The organism is Synoicihabitans lomoniglobus (genome assembly GCF_029023725.1).
GTDB classification, from domain to species: Bacteria; Verrucomicrobiota; Verrucomicrobiia; order Opitutales; family Opitutaceae; genus Actomonas; species Actomonas lomonigloba.
On the sequence record NZ_CP119075.1, the window covers coordinates 4721876 to 4745289 of the forward strand.

Sequence of the window (23414 nt, forward strand, 5' to 3'; positions counted from 1 at the left end):
TCATCGTGGAAACACGCCCGACGGGCCGAAAGCGCGAGCGAGCTCGCAGCCTACGTATCAGTCTTCGTGGGCATGCGCGGCGATTTCGCGCCACGCTTCCGCCACGATCGCGGCGGTGAGTTCGGCGCCCAACCGCGACGTGTGCGTATGGGCATCGCCAAAGAGCGTATCCACTTCCTCGTGACTCAGCGCATCATAACGCCCGGCCACGAGCGCGTTCAAATCAATCACGGGCACGCCTTCCTCTGCCGCGACCTGACGGGCGATGGCCGCATAGCTGTCGGGACCGCCCCGCGAAATCAAACCCGTGGCATCATCCCACTTCTTGCGCGGCACCGGCGTGCACACCACCGGGTGCGCGCCGAGTTCGCGTGTTTCCTTAATATAGCGGCGCAAATAGTCGCCGTAGGTGTGCACCACCTCGGTCTCGTGGGTGAGCAGATTATAGACCGCCTGCGTCTCATGGCCGGCCGTCCGCATCGTGCCGCGGGCCCGGCGTGCATCGGTGAGCGGCGCCGCGTCATTGTGGCCGAATTGCATCAACACCCAGTCACCCGGCTTGAGCAACATCTTCGCCCGCGACCAGTGGCCTTGCGTCAGAAACGTGCGACTGCTGAGCCCACCGATGGCGCGGTTGACGACATTGACTTCGGTGGCGTCGAGGATCTCCGCCAGCGGCTCGCCCCAACCCCATTGACCGCCGCCACCATCACCGCCGCCGTTGCGCACGGTCGAGTCGCCGATGAGGACGATCGAGAGCAGGTCGGGGTCGGCCGGCTCAGGCAGATTCAGCCAGCCGATGCTATCCTTGGGCACGCCGGTTCCAGTTCGCGAAAGCCACGGGGTGACATCAACCGCACCGCGCCGCAGCCCCTTCAGGCCGGACAAGACCAGCGCCGCGTGGAGCCGCGCACCTTCGTCGTTGGTGTGCACATAATCGGCCGTGTAAAACGTCTTCGACGCGGGCTCGCCGAGCTCTTGATAAACATCGGCCGCGAGCCGCGTGAGATCCACAAATCCCAACTCCGCTTCGGCCGCGAGCGTCCGCAGCCAATCCCGATAGCGTCCCGAACCACGCTCCACTTTGCCCGCTTTCCAAATGTCGCGAATCGTGAGCGAAACAAGGATCGGCGTCGCTTCCCGTGCGTGCACATCCGCGATCATCTCGCGCACATAAGCTCCGAACGTGCGCACCACCTCGGGTTTGCCGGTGACGGCATTGTCGATCGCCTCCGTCTCGTCCCCGAGACCGGGTAACGAGCCGCGCGCCCGCAGCGGTCGACTGGAGCCCTCGGGTTCACGATTAATCGCGCCGCCATCATTGTGGCCGAATTGGATGAGCACGACATCGCCCGCTTTGAGTTCGGCCAGGAGCTTCGCCCAATGCCCTTCGGTGATAAACGTGCGACTGCTGCGGCCGCCACGCGCGCGGTTGGCGACGTTGACGGCGCTGTCATCAAAAAACGCCGCAAACGGTTCGGCCCAACCTTGAATGTCGGGGTTGCCGTTGCGGGCGGCGGTGGAATCCCCCGCGATGAAGATCGTGGGCAAGTCCGGATTGAGAACGGGAGCGGATTCCTGGGCGCGCGCGGTCGCGACAAAGCCCAGCACCAAACAGCAGAAGAGGCGGGAAGAAAACATGGGGAAGCGAAAGATTGGCGCAACGTGGACCGCGCGTCGCGACAGCGCAAACAGGACAGTCCGAACGCGCCCCAGGTAGACATGGGCCGGACCTCCTGCTGAACTTCATCCCGCCATGCACCGCCCGTTCGCCTCTACCGCTTTCCCCGTTCGCCTCTTTTCCCAGCGCGCCGCGCTCACCACCACCGCCCTGGTCTGCCTCCTGCTGGCCGCCGCCTGTTCCGCCCCGAATGTTCGGAATACGAACAAACGGGACACGCGACGAGCGGACTTTGGCGGAGCGGGGTTGAGCGAGTGGGTGGTTGAACAACAACCCGGCGGCAGCGTGACCATTGACGACGACGCGTTGCTGATCACGGATGTCGCCGGCTGCACCGTGTGGTGGCGCGAGCCGCTGATCGCGCCGGTCCGCATTCGCTACGAAGTCACCGTCAGCTCGACCGGCCGGGTGTCGGATCTAAACTGCTTTTGGATGGCCACCGATCCCGATCATCCCACCGACCTCTTCGCCGCCGGCCACGGTCGCACCGGCCAGTTTTCCACCTACGACCAGCTGCGCCTCTACTACGTCGGCTACGGCGGCAACACCAACTCGACCACCCGCTTCCGTCGCTACGATGGCACGGGGGCGCGGCCGTTGGACACCCAACACGACCTGCAGACACCGGAGTTTCTCCTCGTGCCCGATCACACCTACACCATTGAGCTAAACGTCACCGCCGATGGCCGCGTCAGCTACACGCGCGATGGTGAAGTCATCTACGAAATCAAAGACCCCGCCCCGCTACTCCGCGGTTGGTTCGGCTTCCGCACCGTCAACAGCACCACCCGCGTCACCGCTTTCGAGGTGGTGGAATCCCCGTGAGATCCGGGCTGTTTTTTAACCACAGATGGACACAGATGGCTTCACTACCGTTACGCGGTGAAACCTGAATCACCACTCGGAGTTAGCTGATCAGATCGTTGAACCCATTCTGTGTTCATCTGTGGTTAAAAGCTCCGTTATTTGGTTCCGTTGATTCGGAGTTCGCCGGTGGCGGGGAGGACCACCACGGCTTCGTGGTTGGGTTGACGCACGGTGAGGGTTTGACCGGGTTGGCCGCGCAAGGTGGCGGTAATCAGTCGGCCGTCGCTCCACGCGATATCGACTTCGACGCCGCCGCGGGCGCGGAGTCCACGGACTTCGCCCGTGGGCCATTGCGGTGGGAGCGCTGGCAAAAGGCGCACACTGCCGACTTCGCTTTGGAGCAGCAGCTCCGCGATCGCGGCCGTGCCGCCGAAATTGCCGTCGATCTGAAACGGCGGATGCGCGTCCATAAGATTCGGATACGTGCCGCCGCCGTGTGTGTTGATGCCGGCGGACTGTCCCGCGGGCTTGAGCAGGGAACGCAGGATGTCGTGGGCGCGCGCGCCGTTGCCCAGCCGTGCCCAGAGCGCGAGCTTGTGCGCCAGACACCAACCCGTGCCGCCATCGCCGCGCAAGTCGAGGGTGGCCGCCGCCGCCGCTGCGAGCTCGGGCGTCGTGTCGGGGTGGATTTCATGACCCGGATAGAGTCCCCACAAATGCGAGATATGGCGGTGGTGCGGATCAGCGTCCTCGTAGTCCTCGATCCACTCCATGATGGTGCCGTCGGCACCGATGCGCGTCGGCGGTAGGCGGACTTCCGCCGCAGCCAATTGGTCGCGCAGGCTGGCGTCGACGTCCAGGAGTTCGGCGGCGGCGCGGGTGGCGGCGAAGAGATCGCGCAGGATCTGGTTGTCGAAGGTCGGTCCCATCGTGACGTGAGCGGTCGCGCCGTCGGCGAGTTTGAATCCATTTTCCGGAGAATTCGCCGGGGCCGTGACCAACCAATCGTGCGTGGGCTCGGCAATGAGCATATCGAGATAAAACTCCGCCGAGCCTTTCATGAGCGGATAGGCACGCTGCAAAAATTCACGATCGCCCGTGAAAAGATAGTGGTCCCACAAGTGCTGGCACAACCAAGCGGAGCCGGTCGCGGTGGCACCCCAACTTGCCCCTTCACCCGGGGAGGTGAAGCCCCAAGGGTTGCTGAGCACGTGTGCGACCCAGCCGTCGGCGTCGTAGTATTTGCGTGCGGTGGCTTGGCCTGCATCGGCCAACGACTCGATGAGCGAGAAGAGCGGGTCGTGCAGCTCGGACAAATTGGTAACCTCCGCCGGCCAATAGTTCATCTGCACATTGATGTTGAGATGCCAGTCGCCGTTCCATGGCGTCTGCACCCCGTCGGCCCAAATGCCCTGCAAATTCGCGGGCAATCCACCCGGCCGGGACGAGCCGATGAGCAGGTAGCGACCGAAATCAAAATAGAGCTGCGCGAGGCGCGGGTCGGCGGCACCGGTGGCCTGCGTGGCGAGCCGGTCGGCGATGGACAGGTTCGCACGGGCGGGTGGTCCGGCAAGACGGAGCGCCACCCGATCAAAGAGCGAGCGATGGTGAGCCACGTGACGGTTGCGCAATACTGAGTAAGACTTTTGCGCGGCGGCCGTGAGATCGGCAGCGACGACGGCCGCCGGGTCGGATACCGAGCGACCAGCAAACGAATCGATATTGGTCACTCCAGCGGCGAGCAGCGTGACGGCATTCGCCCCGGTAACTCGCAGGGTGTTATCATCCTGCGCGGTGACACTGCCTCCCGAAAGCATCAGCCGCAGTCCGGCGGCAAAGCGCACGCCGCGGTCGCCTTCGTGTCCGTCATTGAGTTGCCCGGTCAGGAGCAAACCATCGGCGGTCGCCACCGTGGTGGCGCGTTCCGGTCGGTCCAGCTTCACGGTAAAATTCAACGCCTCCCGGCGATCAGCGGTGAGGCGCACCACCACGACTTCATCGGGAGCACTGACAAACGCTTCGCGGCGGTAGCCCACTCCGTTCTGCTCGTAGCGCAGGGTAGCCAGAGCGTCGCCCAAATCGAGCGCACGTTCATAGGCCGAGACCGCGCCGGCGGTGTCGAACTCGAGTCGCAGATCAGCAAGCAACTGGTAAGATCCGTAGGGTTGATTGGCACCACGACCGCGTCCGGAACCCACCCCTGCGGCGGTGAAGTTGGCGGAGACCAATTGCTCCGCCGCGACGTTGTCGCCCGCCAGCAGCAGTCGCCGAATCTCGGGCAGCACGGCGGCGGCGTCGGGCCGATCGGCATCCTGCGGCGAGCCCGACCACATGGCGCTCTCGTTGAGCACGATGCGTTCGGACTTCACGTCGCCAAACGGCATCGCCCCGAGACGACCGTTGCCGAGTGGCGTGGACTGGGTGAAGTGTTCGGCCGGTCCGGACAATACGATACGACGTTCGGGCCAGGACGAAGGATTGGCGAGTTTCTCCCCCAGTTCACGCGGCACGGCGATCGCGGTGCCGTGGCGCACGCGCTCCGGCGTGTCTTCGAAAGGCATGTGCAGCTGATCCGACACATCCTCCCAGTGCACCAAATCGACGGATCGCATGGCGCCGTAGTGACGATTCCGATACGCGTCATAATAGACCACGGTGGCGCCATCGATCTCGACGGCGGTCGGACCCTCGACCCAAAGTCCCGGCGGGGTGAAGGGCGCCCCCAGTTCGCCGAATGGCCCTTGCGCACTGGCGGCGGACGCGACGCGCAGGTGCTTGCGCGGCGGGTTGACCGTCTCGTCCTTGACGATCCAGTGCAGCCCATCGGCCCGCCGGGCGAACGTCGCGTCGATCACGCTAAAGCCGGGATCATAAAACAAGCGCGTCGGGGTGAAGGTCTCAAAATCGCGCGTCGTCGTCGCATACATGCGATGATTATACGCGCTCTCCGACGCCCCCGCGGTTTCGGGAAAGCGTCCCGGAATGGTGGACGCCCAGAAGATGACGAACTCGCCCGTCGTGTCGTCGTAAACGAGTTCCGGGGCCCAAGAGTTTCGCACCGTCGGCTCGTGCGCCATGACGGGAATTTCGCGTTGGGGCGACCACGTGATGAAGTCACGGGTGGAAGCGTAGCCGATGGCGTTCTCAGTCCAACCGGTGGTCCACACCATGTGGTAGGTGCCGTCGGGTCCGCGCGCGACGCAGGGATCGCGCATGAGCTTTTCCGTCGTGCCGAGCGTGGGCGTGAGCACGCTGCGACCGTCATTGAGCGGCTCCCAGTTGAAGCCGTCATCGCTGCGCAACAAGTGCAGCCCGTCTTCGCCGTTGCCGATGAAGTAAGTGAAAAGGTAGGCTGGGTCGGTCGCGCGCAGCGGCATCACCGCCAAGGCTAAGGCGCAGCAGAAGGGTAAACATTTCATGGCTATCGGGGGTTAGTCGCCCAGTGGTCGCACCGCCGTCGCCAAGGGACTCGGGGGCACGTGGATCAAGGATTCGACGGGGGGATGCACAGGGTCGAATGAAGTTAAATCTGTCCGCAGGTGCGCCGCCACCGTCGGCACGGTGGCGCGGATACCATCAACGACGCAGGCTGCGATGAGCCAGGCTCCGTAGTTGTTGTGATGGGTGTTGTCCTGGCGACCCGCCGGGGCGGCAAAGGCGGCGGCGGACGCCGTTTCGCCCAGCGCGGCGTAGAGCACTTTGCTGCGGGCGTTGAGATCGATGAAGGCCACCTCTTCCGCTGCGGCCACCTGGCGGCTCGCGGCGGCGTAATCGGCGAGCGACGGCACCACGGCGCCGTCGGCGTCGAAGCCTCGCCGTTCCATGGGAGACACGATCACCGGAACGGCGCCCACGTTTCGCGCCGCCGCAATGTGGGCGCGCATCTCGGCTGCATAGGTGGTGAACGGGCCGCCGGTGCCGGCTTTGATTTGCTTCTGATCGTTGTGCCCGAACTGCATGAATAAATAGTCGCCCGGTCGCATGACGCTGATGAGCTTATCGAGGCGCCGCCGTCCGATGGAATCGCGGTAGGTTTCGCCCGACTCGGCGTGGTTTGCGATCGCGATGGTTGGCGCGAAAAACCGCGTCAGCATCTGTCCCCAACTGCTGTAGGGCTCGCGCGACTGATCACACACGGTGGAGTCACCGATCAGGAACACCGTCGGCAACGCCGGCGCGGGTTCGATGAGGATTTCCCGCACATGCGGCGCCGCGCCGTTAAACTCCAACGTGATCGCATCGTCCCACGCCCACGCTTCCTGGGTCGTCTCACGCGGGGCCTTGAGATTGACGCGGCCGGCCGCGACGCCGTTGGTCGCCGCGATACGCGGCGAGCGCACATTGACGATGAACGAGCGACGCACGAATTCGCCCGGGGCGGTATCCACCCGGTCGACCATGAGCCGTCGCAGTTCCGCCTTTACGACTGTGGAAGCGGCGGACTCGGCGTCGCCCAACGTGACCGTGACGCGGTAGTTGCCCTCGGTCGGCACGTCGGCGGTGAAATAGAACGGCTGGCCGGGAACCACCCCCGGCTCATAGCCATAGCCGCGTTCGGCATCATAGAGCGCTCCGGGCAAAACCGCCGTGGCTCCCGCGGGAGCCCGTGTTTTCTCCAGCCAGAACGGGCCGACCGGACTCGCCGTTGCAACCGACAAACCCGCCGCCAAAACCAACGACATCCAAAGGCAAATCGGCCCACGACGTTTCGCCTCAGCGTTCACGCGCAGCTCGGGAGCCACGTCGAAGCGTGCTTGTGCACGACAGCGTGTGTCCCTCGCCGCCAACGCACCGGGTTCATCGCGCGCAAGCACGCTCCTACGTGGAGGGTCTGAAACAGTCGGCATGGTCGACGGGCATTGATTTGATCAAATATCCCGGAACGAGCTCCGGGCATCTTTACCGTTGAGCGCAGAATACACCAGCGGTTTGAACTCACGTTTGCGATTCGCCGTTGCTACGCGCCGGAGGCGGCGCGGAGCAGGAGCCAGAAGGCGCCAAGGATGCCGAAGGACACCCCGAGGCAGGCGATGAAACCGAGGGTATCGAGCTTGTTCCACTTGGTGAATTCCCACGACGAATGCGGTCCGAAAATCTTGGTGTCGTCGAAACGACCCGGATTGCGACCGGTCTCGGCCATGGCCTCGTCTTCGAGTCGGGGATCGGCCCCCACGGGCGTCTTCATTTTACCAAAGAACAAATCGGTGCGGCGACGATCCGGAGCGCGGGTGAACAGACTCACTGCAAACAGCACCAGGAACGGGAACAGGCCGTCGTAGATGAAACGCGCCGCGTTGCGGCCCGAGGGCGAAAGTGCCGCGACGTCGAGCCCGACGGCGTTGAGCACGTAGAGCTCGAGATGGAACCGCTTTTGCCCGATAAAATCGGAGGTCGGGTCCGAGGGATCTTCGCGCACCACGGTGTCGAAAAACACCGGCACGGGGCGACCGTTGAACTCGACCTGCTGCGTGAGGGTGTCACTGCGGCTGAAGCCATCCACATGCGGGGCGATGAGGGACGGGGTGATGATGTTGAGAAAGGCCGAAATGATGACCGTCGACCACACCGCAGCCGACGTGAGTCGACGCCAGAAAAAGATGAGCATCACCGCCGCGCCGAACGGCACGTTGATGGTGAGCAACAACTGCACGATGGCGTAAACGTCGTCCATGTTGGCGGCGGCGTAGACGCCTATGGCGAGAATGCCGACGATGGCGAAGCGGCCGGTGCGGACCATCTGGGCCGGCGTGGCATCGGGCACGAAGTAGCCGTAGACATTGCGCGTGAACAGCGCCGAGACCGCCATGGTTTGCGAGGCGATGGTCGACATATTGGCGGCGAGCAGACCCGCCATCATGAGACCGAGGAAACCAGGTTGCAGGAGTTGCAGCGCCATGGTGCCCCACGCGGAATCGGGATCGGAAAGCTTGTCCGCCCCCTGATAGAGCGCGATGGCAATCAACCCGCAAAACGCCCACAGGATGATCATGACCCGTTTGGCGTAGGTCCCGGTGACGGCGCCGAAGCGGGCGGCAAATTCATTTTTGGCCGAGCCGGACACGCTCATGTTGCCGATGATACCGTGAATCTGAATCAGCGAGATAAGGAAGATGCCGAACAGTTCCCAACCGCCGATACTGTTGGCCCCACCGCCCCCGAGTAGCCTGAACATGTCGGGAGGCACCCGCTCGGCCAGCTGGCTCCAGCCGCCAATGGCGTTGAGGCCGAAGGGAATCAGAATGATGGAAAAGACGACGATGAGAATGCCTTGAAACGCCTCGTTGACGGCGGCGGCCTCGAGCCCACCCATCACGATGTAAGCTCCGACTACCAGCGAATAGATGAGGTAGTAGGCCCACTTGCCCGTGCTGCTATCGAGCCAGGAAATGTTGCTGCGCAGTTCGCCGCGCTTGTTCTGCTCGCGCAGAAGTTCGAGACGAGGGGTATCGATCGCACTGATCGTGCCGGCCGTGACCGCCTTTTCGAGCGCACGGAACTCCTGGTAGGATTCCACGGAAACGCGCTCTTCCGCCGTCCAGCGGGCCTCGGGTTTCACGAGCAGCGAGGCGGTGACTTTGTAGCCGACGAGATTGCCGAAACCGATGATGACGATGACGGTCGCGACGATCTGAAAGATGGCGTAGAAACGCGCCAGGCCCCGCGTGCCGAAGCGATCCTCGAAGAGGTCGGCGACCGTGACGAGACGCACGCGCCGGAACCACGGGTTCATAAACCAGTAGTAAGGATTCATGAACAGCGTCTGCAGCGAGAGCCACACGCCGGAGGCGCCCTTTTGGTAGACGAGACTGGCGGTGCTGACGGCGCCGTTGGCGTCGGTCGCGTTGCCGAAGTTTAGAAAGAACTGGTAGAGCTTGCCCAGTTTGCGGCCGGCGAGGAAGTAGCCCTCCTCGGTTTTCGATGCGGCGGCGGCGCGACGGCCGATGTAGATGACGACCGCGAGGTAGGCGAGGATGACGAGCAGGTCGACGAGGTGGAGGCTACCAAAACGCATGAGATAAAAGGGACGGAGAAAGCGAACGATGGCCGGTCGAAAAGAGAAGGCCAGGGGCGAAAACGACGCGGAGGGGTTGGAAGCGATGCTGCCGAGGCAGGACGGGATGCCGAGGCAAACCCGACGGGAAGCGTCATTGCGTCCCGGCGGCCCCGCACCGGCAACCGGAGCAAGAATCTGACAGTGGGGAAAATCGACGCAAATCGACATTCCTCTTCAGCGCGCGTCGCGCAAACCGGCCCCATGCCTCGCGGATGGTTCCAAACCAAAGACCCCTTGGCCGTGAAGCCAAGGGGTCCTGAATACCTGATGTGAACCCAGCCAAACCAAGCCGGCGGCTTGGAAACTGAATCTGGCCGATGGCGACTCTGGGAGCGGTCGCCGCACGTGGCGGCTGCACCGATCGGTTCCAAGCCTGCCAAGGTTAGTATTCTAGTAGATGAAGAACACGTAACAATAATACCAACCGCCCGAGGAAGTCCAATGAATCGAGTCGCCACCAACATAATAGCTTCCCGATCCACCAATGGAAAGTGTCGCAGTATAATTTCCCGCCGGTAAGCCACTGACTTCGAAGTAGCCAGGATTATTTTCCGTATAGGATACACCGGAAGCGGCATAGGTCACCCCAGATTGATCACATTCAAATACAAGGTCCGACCCACAATACAATCTCACCGGCCCGAACGCCGTATTTAAATAATCGAAATCTATTTCGACATTTCCAGATGAAACATAACCGAGAGAGAGCGGGGAAGATTGAGCCTGAGCGGTTGACGCGAATGTCAACAACGCGAGAAACGATACGATTTTAATCCAATTTTTCATCGTCTGATTCCTGCAATCGAGAACACCAAGGATAGCATTCTTAAGGGTTTATGATAACGAGTCTTCGAGCCGGGTATCCGGCTCAATCGACAGGGGTAACTGGCAATCAACGAAGCGACTTTTCACTGGATGGCTCCAGCCTGAGTGCAACGGCTACGTTGAATTCGATGGCCATGCCTTCACCTCCGCGAGCCAGGGCCAACTTGACAGTCAACATAGACAAAGACAGCCAGCCACCGATGCAAAACCGGAGGTATGACACCGGATGCCATAGCGCATTTTCACTTCCCTCCGCAATTTGTCGTCGCGAACAAACCTCCCGACTTCACGACTACTTCCCTTATGTAAACAAAAACCCCTTGGCGGTGAAGCCAAGGGGTCCTGCATACCTGAAATGAACCTAACCTATCAAAGCCAGCGGCTTAGAAACTGAACTTGGTCGAGAGGATGAACTGACGCGGGTCGACAATGCGGTAAGCATTGGGGGAACCATCGTAGTTCACTCCCACGGTCTGCAGGCCTCCGGACTCGAACACGTTCACGACGTTGAGCTGCGTCTTCATGGTCACCCGATCATTGAAGATCTTGGTGGTGTAGGAAACCCAGAGATCCACATACATATTGCTCGAGTCGTAGATCGGACGGGTCGTGTCAGACAGGGCGAGGTCTGTCGAGCCTGTGCCCGGGTTGATTTTACCATAGTAACCCATGATCGCTTTGTCTTCCCAACGGGTGCTACCGCCGACGGAAGCGCCCTTGAGCACGCCCTCGTCAAAGGAGTAGTTGGTCAGGTAGGACCAACGATACTTGCGCTGACCGGGGGCGGCTTGGCCTTCGAGATCGGAGGCAATGGCAATCTGCGGGGCCACGTCGCGATTGTAAACGTCCTCGGGATTGTGCACGTTGTTGGCATTCTCGATGCGAATATTGCCATCGTAACCGTAGCTGCTCCAGAAGTTACCGTAGTTATACATAATGCCATTGCTGGCCAAGAACGGCTGCGTATACTGCTGATACTGCGAATCCAGATGGTCGGCGGCGCTAGCGGAGGTCCAAACCGGATAACGGACATCTTTCCAAGCGTCGAACTCCTTGAGCACGTCGGAGTATTTGGTCTCCTGCTGACCGGCGGTGAACTTCATGGTCCAGTTGCGGGACGGGTTGTAGGTCAACTGAACTTCCACGCCTTCGGCCACCGCATCACGTGTAGCATAGACCTCGCCTCCGAGGCTGCTGTAGTAGTCGAACGGCTGCCCCCAGATGGCGGCGGTTTCGGCGTCGAGCGCGTCGAGATCGGCCTGGCTCCAATCGTTCGTATTGAAGTCGTCGCGGTTAACCGGATCCAAACCGCGGTTGATCAACGCGAGTTCCCGAGCCCAAGCGCGGAAGAGCGATGTATCAATGTTGCCATTGAGGCGGGATATCGACGTGCCCGGGTTGGTGCGCTCGTCCTGATTGCTGGCTTTGAACCAGTTGACCCGGGCGAACAGCTTGTTGTCGAAGAGGGAGAACTGCACCCCCCAGTCCTCGCCTACGCCGGTGGGCTTGGGCAGAGGACTGCCGAAGGCATCGACCTGCACCTTGGGCGGAGGATTGAAGTTATCCGACTTATTGTAGCTGAAGCCGAGGCTGCTGATGAACTGGTGGAACTGCGAGCCGTTGGCGGCACGTTCCTCGATACCACTCCAATTCTTGAAGGGACGGAGGACGGCACCCGTGGTGCGAGTCGTGCCTGCCACTTCTTCCCAGAAGTTCCAACGATTGAGGATAAGGTCCGTCTGCAATTCACCGTTCACCCACTTTTCCGCGTTGGTCAATTTGGGAGCGATTTCAGTGCCGCCGATGCCGTCAAGGAGGGTGTCTGCGGTGGAGTTACGGGCTTTGTATTCGTCCTTACGCACCCCGAAAGTGGTCACGAGACGATCATTCCAGAGGTTGCTGGTGATGCCAATGCTAGATGAATCAACGATGCGCTCGGAGCCATTGAGAGAGGCATCCATATCAATGAAGCCCATCGTGGTGCCAAGGTCACTCCAAGAAGACGCTCCGTAATCGTAGTAAGTCCGTCGCGTGTTGACGGTCAGGTCGTTGAACTCGCCGGAAGCGCGGGTAACGTTGCCCAGAGGGGCAGACCCCGGATTGGCCAGGTAGAACATCCGCTCGGAAGAACGACGCTGACGGTTCCAACCGGCATCAGCGGGATTGGACGCCCAGAAGATGGTATTGTTTTCAATCTGATCATCTTCGACCTCAAACCAGCGCTTGCGGATGAAGGTCGAGCTGACGTCGTTGCGGCTCCACAGACCGAGGACCTGATGGCGACCGAACCATTTGGAGAATCCGTCGTTGTCGGTGAAGTCCGGCGTCCAAGCCAACAAGGCGCGGAAATTGTCGTTGACCTCGGTATGGACGAATTGGTCGGGATCGAAGTCATTCACGTAGGGCTGACCGAAGAACGGATTCGGGGAACCGTTGGGCAGGCTGATGTTGGTATCGACGTAGATGGTCGCGACATTGAGCTGCGACACCGTGTAGTTGACGGCATCTTCGAAGTCCTGACGGAACCAGCCGGCACTGAAGTTGAGGCTCGGCAGGATTTCCTGCTCCAACTCCACATTGAACGTCGTGTTCTCCTTATGGGCGAAGTTCATCTGCAGCAGATTGATGTTTTCCCAATCGTAGATGGTCTTGTCGGTGACGCCCGGGTAGCGATAGCTGCCCACGCCGTTATTCGCACCCGTCCAAAAACTAGACTGGGTAAACGTCGAATTATAGGCGGTGTCCCAAGCTGGGTTGGCGAAAATATCGGCCTCCGCATAAGGAAAGATTGGGCCATCCGGCTCACCATAGAAAGTGCGATAACGATCGGCCGGATAGTAGTTATAGTTCACTACCTGACCGTCTTGGATTTGCATCTTCGGACGGGAGCCATTTCCTGTTCCCATACCGGGAGTGAAGAACACGCCACCGATCGTGCTGAAGGCACTGCCGCCATAGATATTGGCACCGTTGTATTGAGTCCGGTCAGCATTCCAAAGAGAGGCATTGTAGCCCGGCATATTTTCGATATAAGCGCGGGTCTCATCGATGCGCGGCGACCCTGTGCGCATCGCGATGGGACCGCGAGACTCGCCGGTCACCGTGCTGTATTGCATGCCGGTCGCGGCGTCAAAACCCCAGCCTCCGCCAGCGCGCCACTGCGTGACGCTGTCGCGGGGGGTGAGCGTGTTGGGGCGACGGTTGTCGTTCTCATACTGCTCGACGGACGCACGAATGACCGTCTTTTCGAACGGACGGAAGGTGAGGGCACCATAGAAGCGAGTGGTGTCGTCGTAGGATGGCTTGCGCTCGAAACGTGTGTTGTCCGAAACGCCCGCACCGTAGATGGCGAGTTTGTCGTCGATCAGCGCTTTGTTGAAGGTAAAGCTACCACGGTAGGAACCACGGTCATCGACGCGGAAGGCGACGGAAGCGGCGTCGGCATTGAGCACCGCCTGCGCGGTGGTTTGATTCACGATACCGGCCGGGCTGCCCATACCGAAGAGCATGGAGTTCGGGCCGCGGCTGATTTCAATCGACTGCACATTGTAAGCGTCGAACGGCACCTGTGAATTCGTCGGATAGAAGTTCTGGGAAGAACTGGGAGCACCGAGACCGCGCACGCGGTTGGCTCCGGCGTTGGTCTGCGCATTGCCGTCACCACCGTGGGTGTAACCGGCGTTCACGTCGACCACACCGTCGTTGCGCAGGGACTGCACGGACGGGGTGTAAGTGGAGGAACCTTCGGTGTTGGCCTCGTAACGGAAGACATCGTTGATGTCGACCGACGCGGTGTCTTCGAGTTGCTGGGCGGTCACCACCGTGATGGAAGACGCCAAGTCCGCGATGTTGGTGCGCATGCGCGAACCAGCCAGCGTGTTCTGGGCGAAGTAACCTTGATCCTTCGATGAATCAACTTGGAACGGGGTCAGGGTAACGATGTCTTCCTCAGTGTTTTCTTCACCGGTGTTGGCGTCGTTGGCCGATTGGGCGAACGCCGGAGCGGCGAGCGCGAGAGCCAGTAAGGCACGCGGCAGACGGCCGCGGCGGCTCCAGGGTTGGGTTGTTCTCTGCATGAGTTTGGGTAGCTTGGGGTTGGGTGTAGGGTGAACCCAGCTGCTAGCCGTAAGCAGGCTGGAACTGAGTTCACTTTCCGAAATGGAAATGACTGAAAACGAGGGGGTGGGTAACTAAGAGACTGCGGGGGTAAAACGCTGCACCGGGATCTGGGAACACGGCGCGGCGGGATGGAGACGAATAACAGGACTGGGGGGCGGGTTCGACAACGACACCCGGGTCGGACAGTCCGAGCCTTGTCCGATACGATGGAGGACAAGTCGAGTTAACGAGACGAAATTCATATGACGGGAGAATCGACGGAAGGCGCTGCCTGCGAGGTCCAACCATCCGCCGCGACGCTCAGCAGTCCGCTCACCGCATAGGCGTCGCGCATGGCCATTTCGAGGCCGCTGACATTCGGCACCGCGTCGGTCGAATCCGGGGTCGCGCTCCAATGCACAATGGAGGGGTCGAAGTTCTCGATCGTCGCCCCATCCAGGAGAGATTCCACAAACGCGGTGTGCTGCGTCGCCATGCGCGGCGCGCACACGGGATGGGCTTGATCCTGCAACCGGCGCAATACGGCCGCCATCATGTGTTGCCGGGCGCCGTTTACATCCAACAGCGGGTGCGTGCGTTTCTGGCCGTCTCCATTTTTCAACCACGCCTCACTTTCATAGCTCCAGCACGCGGTGCCGGTGGACCCCTTGATCTCGATCAACGGCTCCACCGTGGCCCGACTGGCGTGACTGGCACCGAACCACAGCTCGACGCCGGCCGCCGTGCGCGATCGCACGACGCCGGTGTCGAAGCTTTCAATCGCATGAGCACGATACAATTCGGCATCCGCGATCTCCGCCGCCGCGACTTCTTCCTCGCGCGGATCGGCAAAAAACAAGCTGAGCATGACGAAATGCGCGAAGGCATTGCTGAGCGGAGAATCATACACGGGCTGACCGCGCAGCGACAGACAACCCGCCCAGTCATTCCGTTCAAAGTAACGGCGGGCGCGCGGCCACAGGCCCAGGAAACGCACCGATTCAACCCGACCGATGGCTCCGCGCACCAGTTCCTTCTTCAACCACTGCGTGCCGGGCTCGTAGTAGTCCTGGAAACCCACGGCGACGAAACGGCCGGTCTCGCGCTCCGCCGTCGCAATCGCATCGGCTTCTCGCCGCGTGGCGCACAGCGGTTTTTCCACCAACACATTCGCACCGTGCCGCAAGGCGGCGATCGTCATGCGCGCGTGCCAGTGGATCCCGGTGGGGACCATGCACAGATCGAGAGCCCCGTCTTCCGCCGCAAACATGGCGTCATAATCTGCATAGATCGCACAACCCTGCTCCTGTAATTCGGCCACCAACACCCGCTCCTCGTCGGGGTTGATCACGACCGCCGCGACCAGTCGCAGTTGACCTTGAGCCTGACATTCCTGCGCCAGTTGGAGATGGATTCGACCATAGCCGGAAACGCCGATCAAAGCGACGCGGGGGCATGAGGGGGAGGGGTTTGACATGAGCGAAGAGGAAGAGGCTTAGCGCCGGGGCGAAGGCATCGCTTTCGCGAGGCATTCCTGCCTCCGATCGCCGGAACCGGCGCTAAAATCAGGCAAAACGAGGGATAAAGGGAAAGGGGTTCGATCACCCCGTCGCGAGAGACGAGGTGGAGCGGGGATCATGTCTACATCCTCGCCCCTTCGACGCCACGCGATGGATTTTTTGACAGTCAGAGAAACGCCGCCCCCACCGCCCGGTTGCGACCAAAACTGGACTGTCCGTGCCCGTAAATCATCGCTCCACCCCACCCGTTCGGCCATCACGCGGGTCCCATGCCCCTCCCTTCCCCTCGGCGGCGCGCCGTCGTCTCTTTGGCGCGGCCGCTCCTCGCCCTTTGCTCCGCCTCCCTCCTTTTCGCCGCGACGTCGCCCGATCCTCGGCCGTGGACGCGGTGGTGGTGGCCCGGGAGCGCCGTGGATCGCGCCGGTATCACCCAACAACTCGAAGCCTTCGCTCAGGCCGGTCTCGGCGGCGTCGAGATCACTCCGATCTATGGTGCTCAACACGCCGAGGATCGCTACCTGCCCTACCTCTCCCCCGCTTGGATGGAGGCACTCGCTCACACGACGCGCGAGGCCGCCCGGCTGGGGATGCAGGTCGACATGGCCACCGGCACGGGCTGGCCGTTCGGCGCGCCTTGGGTCGACCCGGCGGGCGGGTCACAAAAACTGGTGCAGGTCGACGGCCACCTCACCGGCGCCCCGACTCAAATGCAGGTCAAACGCGCCGCTCCCGGCGGCGAGGGCCTCGTGCTCGATCCTTACGCGGCCTCCGCCCTCCAGCGCTATTTGACACCCTTCGACGAGGCTTTCCGTCACATCGATCCATCCGGTATCCGGGCTCAATTTCACGACTCATTCGAATACTACGGCGCGGAATGGACCCCGGGCCTCGCCGCAGCATTCCGCGCCGCACATGGCTACGAACTCGATGATCACGCCGCCGAGCTTTTGACCGAAAATCCGCCTGCGGCAGGCAGTCCCGCCGCCGACGCCCTCGGACGTCTGAAAGCCGATTATCGCACCACCCTCGGCGAGCTCCATCTGGACTATCTGCAGGCTTGGGCCGATTGGTCGCACGACCACGGATGGCTCGTGCGCAATCAATCGCACGGCGCGCCCGCCAACCTGCTCGATCTCTACGGCGCGGTTGATATCCCCGAGACGGAAACCTTCGGCTCGACCCTCTTCCCCATTCCCGGCCTGCGACGATCCCCCGACGAAATTCGCTCGGGTCAGGATCTGCCCGAGCCGCTCATGATGAAGATGGCTTCCTCCGCCGCCCACGTCATGGGCCGACCGCTCACCTCCAGCGAAACCTGCACGTGGCTGCGCGAGCATTGGAAGACCACCCTCGCCATGGCCAAACCCGAAATCGACCGGTTGTTTGTCAACGGCATCAATCACGTGCTCTACCACGGCACGGTATACTCGCCCCCCGACGCCGCGTGGCCCGGCTGGCTGTTTTATGCCTCGACCCAGTTCAATCCGAACAACCCGTGGTGGCAGGATTTCGCCGCGCTCAACGCCTATGTCACCCGCGTCCAAACCGTCCTCCAATCGGGCCAACCGGACAACGAGGTCCTCCTCTACTGGCCCTACGCGGATGTCGTCGACGACCCTTCCGGGCTGATCAAACAACTGGGCGTGCACCACGTCGACTGGCTCACCCACAGCCCGTTCGGCGCGGCGGCCCGCGAGTTGGCCCAGGCGGGCTTTGCCTGTGACTATGTGTCGGACGCTCAACTCGAAGCATCCCGTCCCACGGCGAACGGCGATCTCCAAACGCCCGGCCAAACCTACCGTTTGCTCGTGGTCCCGGCGGCGCGACGCATGCCACTCGCCACGTTGCGATACATCATCAGCATGGTTCGCCAAGGCACCCATGTCGTCATGCTCGCGCTGCCCGATGACGTTCCCGGCCTCGGCCACCTTCCGGCCCGTCGGGCCGAATTCGCCGGCCTCCTCGACGAGCTGCGTTCGCTCGCGACCGACACGTCGCTGCACCTCACGCTCGGTTCACCCGACGAACGCCGCAACCCATTGATCGCAGTCGCCGCCCATCGAGGGCTCCGCCGGGAAACCATGGCGGCCGTCGGACTCGAGTATATCCGCCGCCGCACCGACGATGGCTTCGCCTATTTCATCACCAACCTCACCGGCGAATCATTCAACGCCTGGCTGCCCCTCGGCGCGCCCGCCACCACCGTGCGCCGCACCGATCCCCTTGACGGCATGGCCGGCGCTGCGCCCACGCGCATCGATGCGGCGGGAAAAACGTCCGTCCGCCTGCAGCTCGCGTCCGGGCAATCGGTTCTGCTCCATGCCACTTCCCCCGACCCCACGACGCCCGCGCTGGCCGCGTGGCCGATCCTGGAGCCCGCCGGACCCGCCCAGCCCATCCCGGGCTCGTGGTCGATCCGCTTTCGCCGCGGCGGTCCGGTGTTGCCTCCTTCGGTCGGGTCGACGGCTCTCGGCAGTTGGACGGAGTTGCCGGATCCCGAGAATCAACGCTTCGCCGGCACCGCCCGCTATACCATCGAATTCGACGCTCCTGTCGCGCCTCCCGGCACCACCGACTGGCTCCTGAATCTCGGCGACGTGCGTGAGAGCGCGCGCGTCCAACTCAATGGCCAACTCATCGGCACCGCCTGGAGCCTGCCGTTTCAACTTCGGCTCGATTCGGCCCTGCGGGCGGGCCGCAACGTGCTCGAAATCGATGTCACCAACCTCGCGGCCAATCGTATCCGCGATCTGGATCGCCGCGGCATCGACTGGCGCATCATGCACGAGATCAACTTCGTCAACATCCGTTACCGACCGTTCGATGCGAGCGACTGGCCGCTCACTCCGTCCGGCCTGCTCGGCCCGGTAACCCTCACGCCCCTGCGCCCCGAATAGACATTGTGGGATTGGCACGCGGTCGCAGATCTCCACCATCCCTCTCTCACCCCATGGATCTGCATCTTCGCGACCAAGTCGTTATCATCACCGGCGGTGCCAAAGGCATCGGACGCGCCATCGCCCTCGCCTTCGCCGCCGAGGGCGCGATTCCCTGCATAGTGGGTCGCAGTCCCGCCGAAGCCGACGCATTGGTCGCCACCATCGCGGCCGCGGGCGGGAGCGCCGCCGCTTTCCCGTGTGAGCTCACCGAGCCCACCGCCATCGCCGCCGCCGTGGAAAACATCGTCGCCCGCTTCGGTCGCATCGACGTGCTGGTCCACAATGCCGGGGTCAACGATGGGGTGGGACTCGATGCCGGCATCGCCGCCTTTCGCACCTCCCTCGAACGCAATCTGGTGCACGTCTACGAACTCACCCGGCTTTGCCTCCCGCAACTGACTGCAGCGAAGGGCGCCATCGTCAACATTGGCAGCAAGTGCTCGATCACCGGCCAGGGCGGCACCAACGGCTACGCCGCCGCCAAAGGGGCCATGAACAGCCTCACCCGCGAGTGGGGCGTCGAACTCGCCCCGCGCGGCATCCGCGTGAACTGCGTGCTCCCCGCCGAGGTCATGACCCCGCAATATGCCCACTGGATCAGCTCGCGGCCCGACCCCGACGCCGCGCTGGCGGCGATCCGCGCCACCATTCCCCTCGGCCAACGCATGACCACCGCCGAGGAAATCGCCGACACCGTCGTGTTTGTGGCTTCGCCCCGTTCCAGCCACACCACCGGCCAACTACTGTATGTCGACGGCGGATACATTCACTTCGACCGCGCCGTCACCCACCCCGGCGCCAGCGCCTGATCGTTCCGATGAGCGCTCCCGTCAAGCCTGTCCGCTACGGCCAAACGCTCCGCGTCCGCCCCGAGTCCTTCGAAGCATACCGACGGGCGCATGCCGCGGTCTGGCCCGACGTGCTCGCCACCATTGCCCGCTGCAACATCCGCAACTACTCCATCTTCCACCGGGCGGGTGAACTGTTCGCTTATTTCGAATACTGGGGCGATGACTTCGCGGCCGACATGAAGGCGATGGCCGCCGATCCCGCCACGCAGCGCTGGTGGGCGGTCACCGCGCCCATGCAGGAACCCTACGCCGATCGCGCTCCCGGTGATTGGTGGTCAAACATGGAGGAAGTTTTCCACGTCGACTGATCATCCGCCATGCGTGTCCGTATCACTGACAAACCGGTAAACTCACGCGGCACGTCCCGCCTTTCCGGCGGTGGGCTCGACACCGCCCGCCCGCTCGTTTGCGATCGGGTCCATCCTGTTCCGTCATCGCCCCTCTCCGCCCACCGCCACGGTGCCTGCCGCTTGATCTGACCATGTTCTCTCTCACCACCAAAACCGCTCTCGTCACCGGTGCCGGCTCCGGTATCGGACTCGCCATTGCCCGGTTGTTTGCCCGGCAGGGGGCCAAAGTTTGGGTCGTTGATCGCGACCTCACCGCCGGCGAAGCCGCGGTCGCGGCGATTCGCGAGGCGGGCCACGACGCCGAGTTTGCCGCGCTCGACGTGAGCGATCCCGAGGCCGTCGAAGCCTTGCGCGGTCGACTGCCCCGGCTTGATTTGCTCGTCAACAACGCGGGCATCGGCCACGTGGGCAACCTGCTCGCAACGGCCGCCGCCGACCTTGATCGCCTGCATGCCGTCAATGTTCGGGGTCCCTTCAACCTCTGCCACGCGTTTGTCCCCGCCATGCTCGAACACGGTGCCGGCAGCGTGATCAATCTGGCGTCCGTCGCCGGCATCGTGGCGGTGCGCGATCGCCTCGCCTACACCACGACCAAATTTGCCATCGTCGGCTTGACCAAGGCCCTCGCTCTCGACCACTCCCACACCGGCGTGCGCTTCAACGCCATCTGCCCCGGCCGCGTCGAGACACCGTTTGTCCAGGCCCGCATCGCCGAATACCCCGATCCGGAAAAAGCTTACCGCGAAATGGCCTCGACCCAGCTGGCGCAGCGCATGATCCGACCCGACGAAATTGCTTCCGCCGCCCTCTACCTCGCCGCCGACGCGTCCGCCATGGTGACCGGCAGCACCCTCATGATCGACGGCGGCTGGAGCGCCGGCAAATAACCGGCTTCGTTCCTCCCCTCCTGTTTCTGCTTTCCCCATCATGTCACTCTCCGGCCGCATCACCGATATTCACGTCCACGACGTTCGTTTTCCCACTTCCCTCGCTCTCGACGGGTCCGACGCGATGAACGCAGATCCGGATTACTCCGCCGCCTACGTGGTCCTGGAAACCGACCGCACGGACGGTCTCGCCGGCCACGGCCTCACCTTCACGATCGGCCGGGGCAACGATATCGTCGCCGCCGCGATCGCCAGCCTGCGGCCCCTCGTCATCGGCCTCTCCCTCGCCGACTTCGCCGCCACCCCCGGGGCCACCTGGAAACACCTCACCGGCGATTCCCAACTCCGTTGGCTGGGCCCGGAAAAAGGCGTCATCCACCTCGCCACCGCCGCCGTCGTCAATGCGCTCTGGGACCTCTGGGCCAAGGCCGTCGACAAACCACTCTGGAAACTGCTCGTCGATCTCTCGCCCGCGCAAATCGTCGAGATGGTCGACTGGCGCTACCTCACCGATGCGCTCACGCCCGACGAAGCCCTGGCCATGTTGGAAAAACTCGCGCCGACTCGCGCCACCCGCGAAGCCGAGATCCTCGCTCGCGGTTATCCCGCCTACACCACCTCCGCCGGCTGGCTCGGCTACGAGGATGAGAAGATTCGACGCCTCTGCGCCGAAGGCATCGAGCAGGGATTCACCCACTTCAAACTCAAGGTCGGCGCCGATCGCGCCGACGACCTCCGACGCGCCCGCGTCATGCGCGACGCCATTGGCCCAGACCGCGCCATGATGATCGACGCCAACCAACGTTGGGACGTGGACGTCGCGATCGACTGGGTGACCAGCCTCGCCGAGTGCCGCCCGCTCTGGATCGAGGAACCGACCTCGCCCGACGATATCCTCGGCCACGCCGCCATCGCGCGCGGCGTGCGTCCACTCGGCATCGGGGTCGCCACCGGCGAGCACTGCCAGAACCGGGTCATGTTCAAACAACTGCTCCAGGCCGACGCCATCGACTTTTGCCAGATCGATTCGTGCCGCCTCGCCGGCGTGAACGAGGTCGTCGCCGTGCTGCTGCTGGCGGCGAAATTCAACACCCCCGTCTGCCCTCACGCCGGCGGTGTCGGACTCTGTGAATACGTGCAGCACGAATCCATCTTCGACTACATCTGCGTCAGCGGTTCGCTCGACGGACGCATCACTGAATTCGTCGATCACCTGCATGAGCACTTCGTCGATCCTTGCGTGGTGCGCGACGGTCACTACGTCGCCCCCACCGCACCGGGCACCAACATCACGCTCAAACCCGAATCGCTCACCACCCACACCTTTCCCGACGGCCAAGTCTGGCGTGATCTGCGCGCCAACGCCCCCCTTCGCTCATGAAATCCCCGCTGCTCCTCGCCCTCCTCGTCTCCACCTCCGTGCTCGCCTCCGCGGCCCTGCCTCCCGACGGCACCATCCTCCCTCTCTGGCCCGAGGGCGTCCCGGCGCAGCAAGCCGCAGCCGCGGCCGAACAATTCGAAGACGGCCGCTACAGCGCGGTGCACGAACCCACCCTCACCTACTACGCCGCCGGCGTCGACCGCGCCAACGGCACCACCGTGGTGGTGTGCCCGGGAGGCGGATACAGCATTCTGTCCTGGGAACGCGAAGGCATCGCCTACGCCAAATGGCTCAACCACCTCGGCGTCTCCGCCTTTCTCCTGAAAAGCCGGCTCAAGGAATACGGTCACCCTTATCCACTGCAGGACGTGCTGCGCGCCATCCGCACCGTGCGTTCCCGCGCGCAGGAGTTCGGCGTCGATCCGGAGCACATCGGCGTAATGGGCAGCTCGGCCGGCGGCCACCTGGCCGCCTCGGCCTCGACGCTGTTTGACCATCCGGACGGCAAGACCGGCGCGGAGATCGATGCGGTCAGCGCCCGGCCCGATTTCGCCATCCTCATGTATCCGGTCATATCCATGGTCGACGGAGTGACCCACAATGGATCCCGCACCAACATCACCCGCGGCGATTCCGCCTTGCTCAAACTGCTGTCATTGGAGGACCAAGTCACCGCCGCCACGCCTCCGACGATCATCATTCATACCCAGGATGATCGCTCCGTGCCGGTGGCCAACGCTTTGCGCTACTACGACGCCATGTGCCGGGCGGGCGTGCCCGGCGAACTCTACATTTTTCAACATGGCCCCCACGGCATGGCCATGAATCCGGGCCTCGGCACCGCTTCCGATTGGCCCGCGCGCGCCGCGGCGTGGCTCCGCGACCGCGACCTCATCGCGACCAATCAGTAAACGTCCCGTCCCGCGCCAGCCGAAAACCGCGCCCGAAAAGTGTAACCATTATGGTTACACTGTCGGCGGCACGGCCTCGGTTTGACGGTCCGACTGCCGATCCGCGTGCA

The 23414-nt window shown here is 62.8% G+C and carries 14 protein-coding genes; 7 read left to right on the forward strand and 7 right to left on the reverse strand.

What is annotated here, in order from left to right; all coding sequences use genetic code 11:
• Nucleotides 1-57: 57 nt before the first annotated feature.
• Nucleotides 58-1641 (reverse strand): rhamnogalacturonan acetylesterase, encoded by a 1584-nt coding sequence (locus tag PXH66_RS18055; protein WP_330931088.1) that lies wholly within the window; start codon nt 1639-1641, stop codon nt 58-60.
• A 115-nt stretch (nt 1642-1756) separates the two neighbouring features.
• On the opposite strand from PXH66_RS18055, the gene PXH66_RS18060 reads away from it, so the two are divergent.
• Nucleotides 1757-2506, forward strand: coding sequence for a DUF6250 domain-containing protein (locus PXH66_RS18060; RefSeq protein ID WP_330931087.1), 750 nt, complete (start codon nt 1757-1759; stop codon nt 2504-2506).
• Nucleotides 2507-2643: 137 nt separating this feature from the next.
• On the opposite strand, the gene PXH66_RS18065 is transcribed toward PXH66_RS18060, so the two are convergent.
• From PXH66_RS18065 to PXH66_RS18090, 6 genes are all read right to left on the reverse strand, one after another.
• Complete coding sequence (locus PXH66_RS18065) at nt 2644-5907, reverse strand: glycosyl hydrolase family 95 catalytic domain-containing protein (protein WP_330931086.1); 3264 nt, start codon at nt 5905-5907, stop codon at nt 2644-2646.
• A gap of 12 nt (nt 5908-5919) precedes the next feature.
• The gene (locus PXH66_RS18070) at nt 5920-7170 is read right to left on the reverse strand and encodes a rhamnogalacturonan acetylesterase (protein ID WP_330931085.1); all 1251 of its coding nucleotides are present in this window, start codon (nt 7168-7170) and stop codon (nt 5920-5922) included.
• A 275-nt stretch (nt 7171-7445) separates the two neighbouring features.
• Nucleotides 7446-9500, reverse strand: a complete 2055-nt coding sequence (locus PXH66_RS18075) for a sodium:solute symporter family protein (protein ID WP_330931084.1) — start codon at nt 9498-9500, stop codon at nt 7446-7448.
• 432 nt (nt 9501-9932) lie between these two features.
• On the reverse strand, nt 9933-10328 hold the full coding sequence (locus PXH66_RS18080) for a hypothetical protein (protein ID WP_330931083.1): 396 nt from the start codon (nt 10326-10328) through the stop codon (nt 9933-9935).
• Between the two features lie 422 nt (nt 10329-10750).
• Entirely contained in the window at nt 10751-14443 is a 3693-nt protein-coding gene (locus PXH66_RS18085) for a TonB-dependent receptor plug domain-containing protein (protein ID WP_330931082.1), read from the reverse strand.
• 281 nt (nt 14444-14724) lie between these two features.
• Nucleotides 14725-15942: a Gfo/Idh/MocA family protein gene (locus tag PXH66_RS18090; protein WP_330931081.1), complete on the reverse strand. Its 1218-nt coding sequence runs from the start codon at nt 15940-15942 to the stop codon at nt 14725-14727.
• 312 nt (nt 15943-16254) lie between these two features.
• Here PXH66_RS18090 and PXH66_RS18095 point away from each other — a divergent pair, with 312 nt between their 5' ends.
• From PXH66_RS18095 to PXH66_RS18120, 6 genes are all read left to right on the forward strand, one after another.
• Nucleotides 16255-18882: a glycosyl hydrolase gene (locus tag PXH66_RS18095; RefSeq protein ID WP_330931080.1), complete on the forward strand. Its 2628-nt coding sequence runs from the start codon at nt 16255-16257 to the stop codon at nt 18880-18882.
• Nucleotides 18883-18935: 53 nt separating this feature from the next.
• Complete coding sequence (locus PXH66_RS18100) at nt 18936-19733, forward strand: L-fucose dehydrogenase (protein ID WP_330931079.1); 798 nt, start codon at nt 18936-18938, stop codon at nt 19731-19733.
• Between the two features lie 8 nt (nt 19734-19741).
• Nucleotides 19742-20083 carry an L-rhamnose mutarotase gene (locus PXH66_RS18105; RefSeq protein WP_330931078.1) on the forward strand — a complete coding sequence of 114 codons (342 nt, stop codon included), beginning with the start codon at nt 19742-19744 and terminating at the stop codon, nt 20081-20083.
• Nucleotides 20084-20256: 173 nt separating this feature from the next.
• Complete coding sequence (locus PXH66_RS18110; RefSeq protein WP_330931077.1) at nt 20257-21012, forward strand: SDR family NAD(P)-dependent oxidoreductase; 756 nt, start codon at nt 20257-20259, stop codon at nt 21010-21012.
• Between the two features lie 40 nt (nt 21013-21052).
• On the forward strand, nt 21053-22393 hold the full coding sequence (locus PXH66_RS18115; RefSeq protein WP_330931076.1) for an L-fuconate dehydratase: 1341 nt from the start codon (nt 21053-21055) through the stop codon (nt 22391-22393).
• Complete coding sequence (locus tag PXH66_RS18120; RefSeq protein ID WP_330931075.1) at nt 22390-23304, forward strand: alpha/beta hydrolase; 915 nt, start codon at nt 22390-22392, stop codon at nt 23302-23304. Before PXH66_RS18115 ends, PXH66_RS18120 begins: the two co-directional genes overlap by 4 nt.
• The last annotated feature ends 110 nt before the right edge of the window (nt 23305-23414 follow it).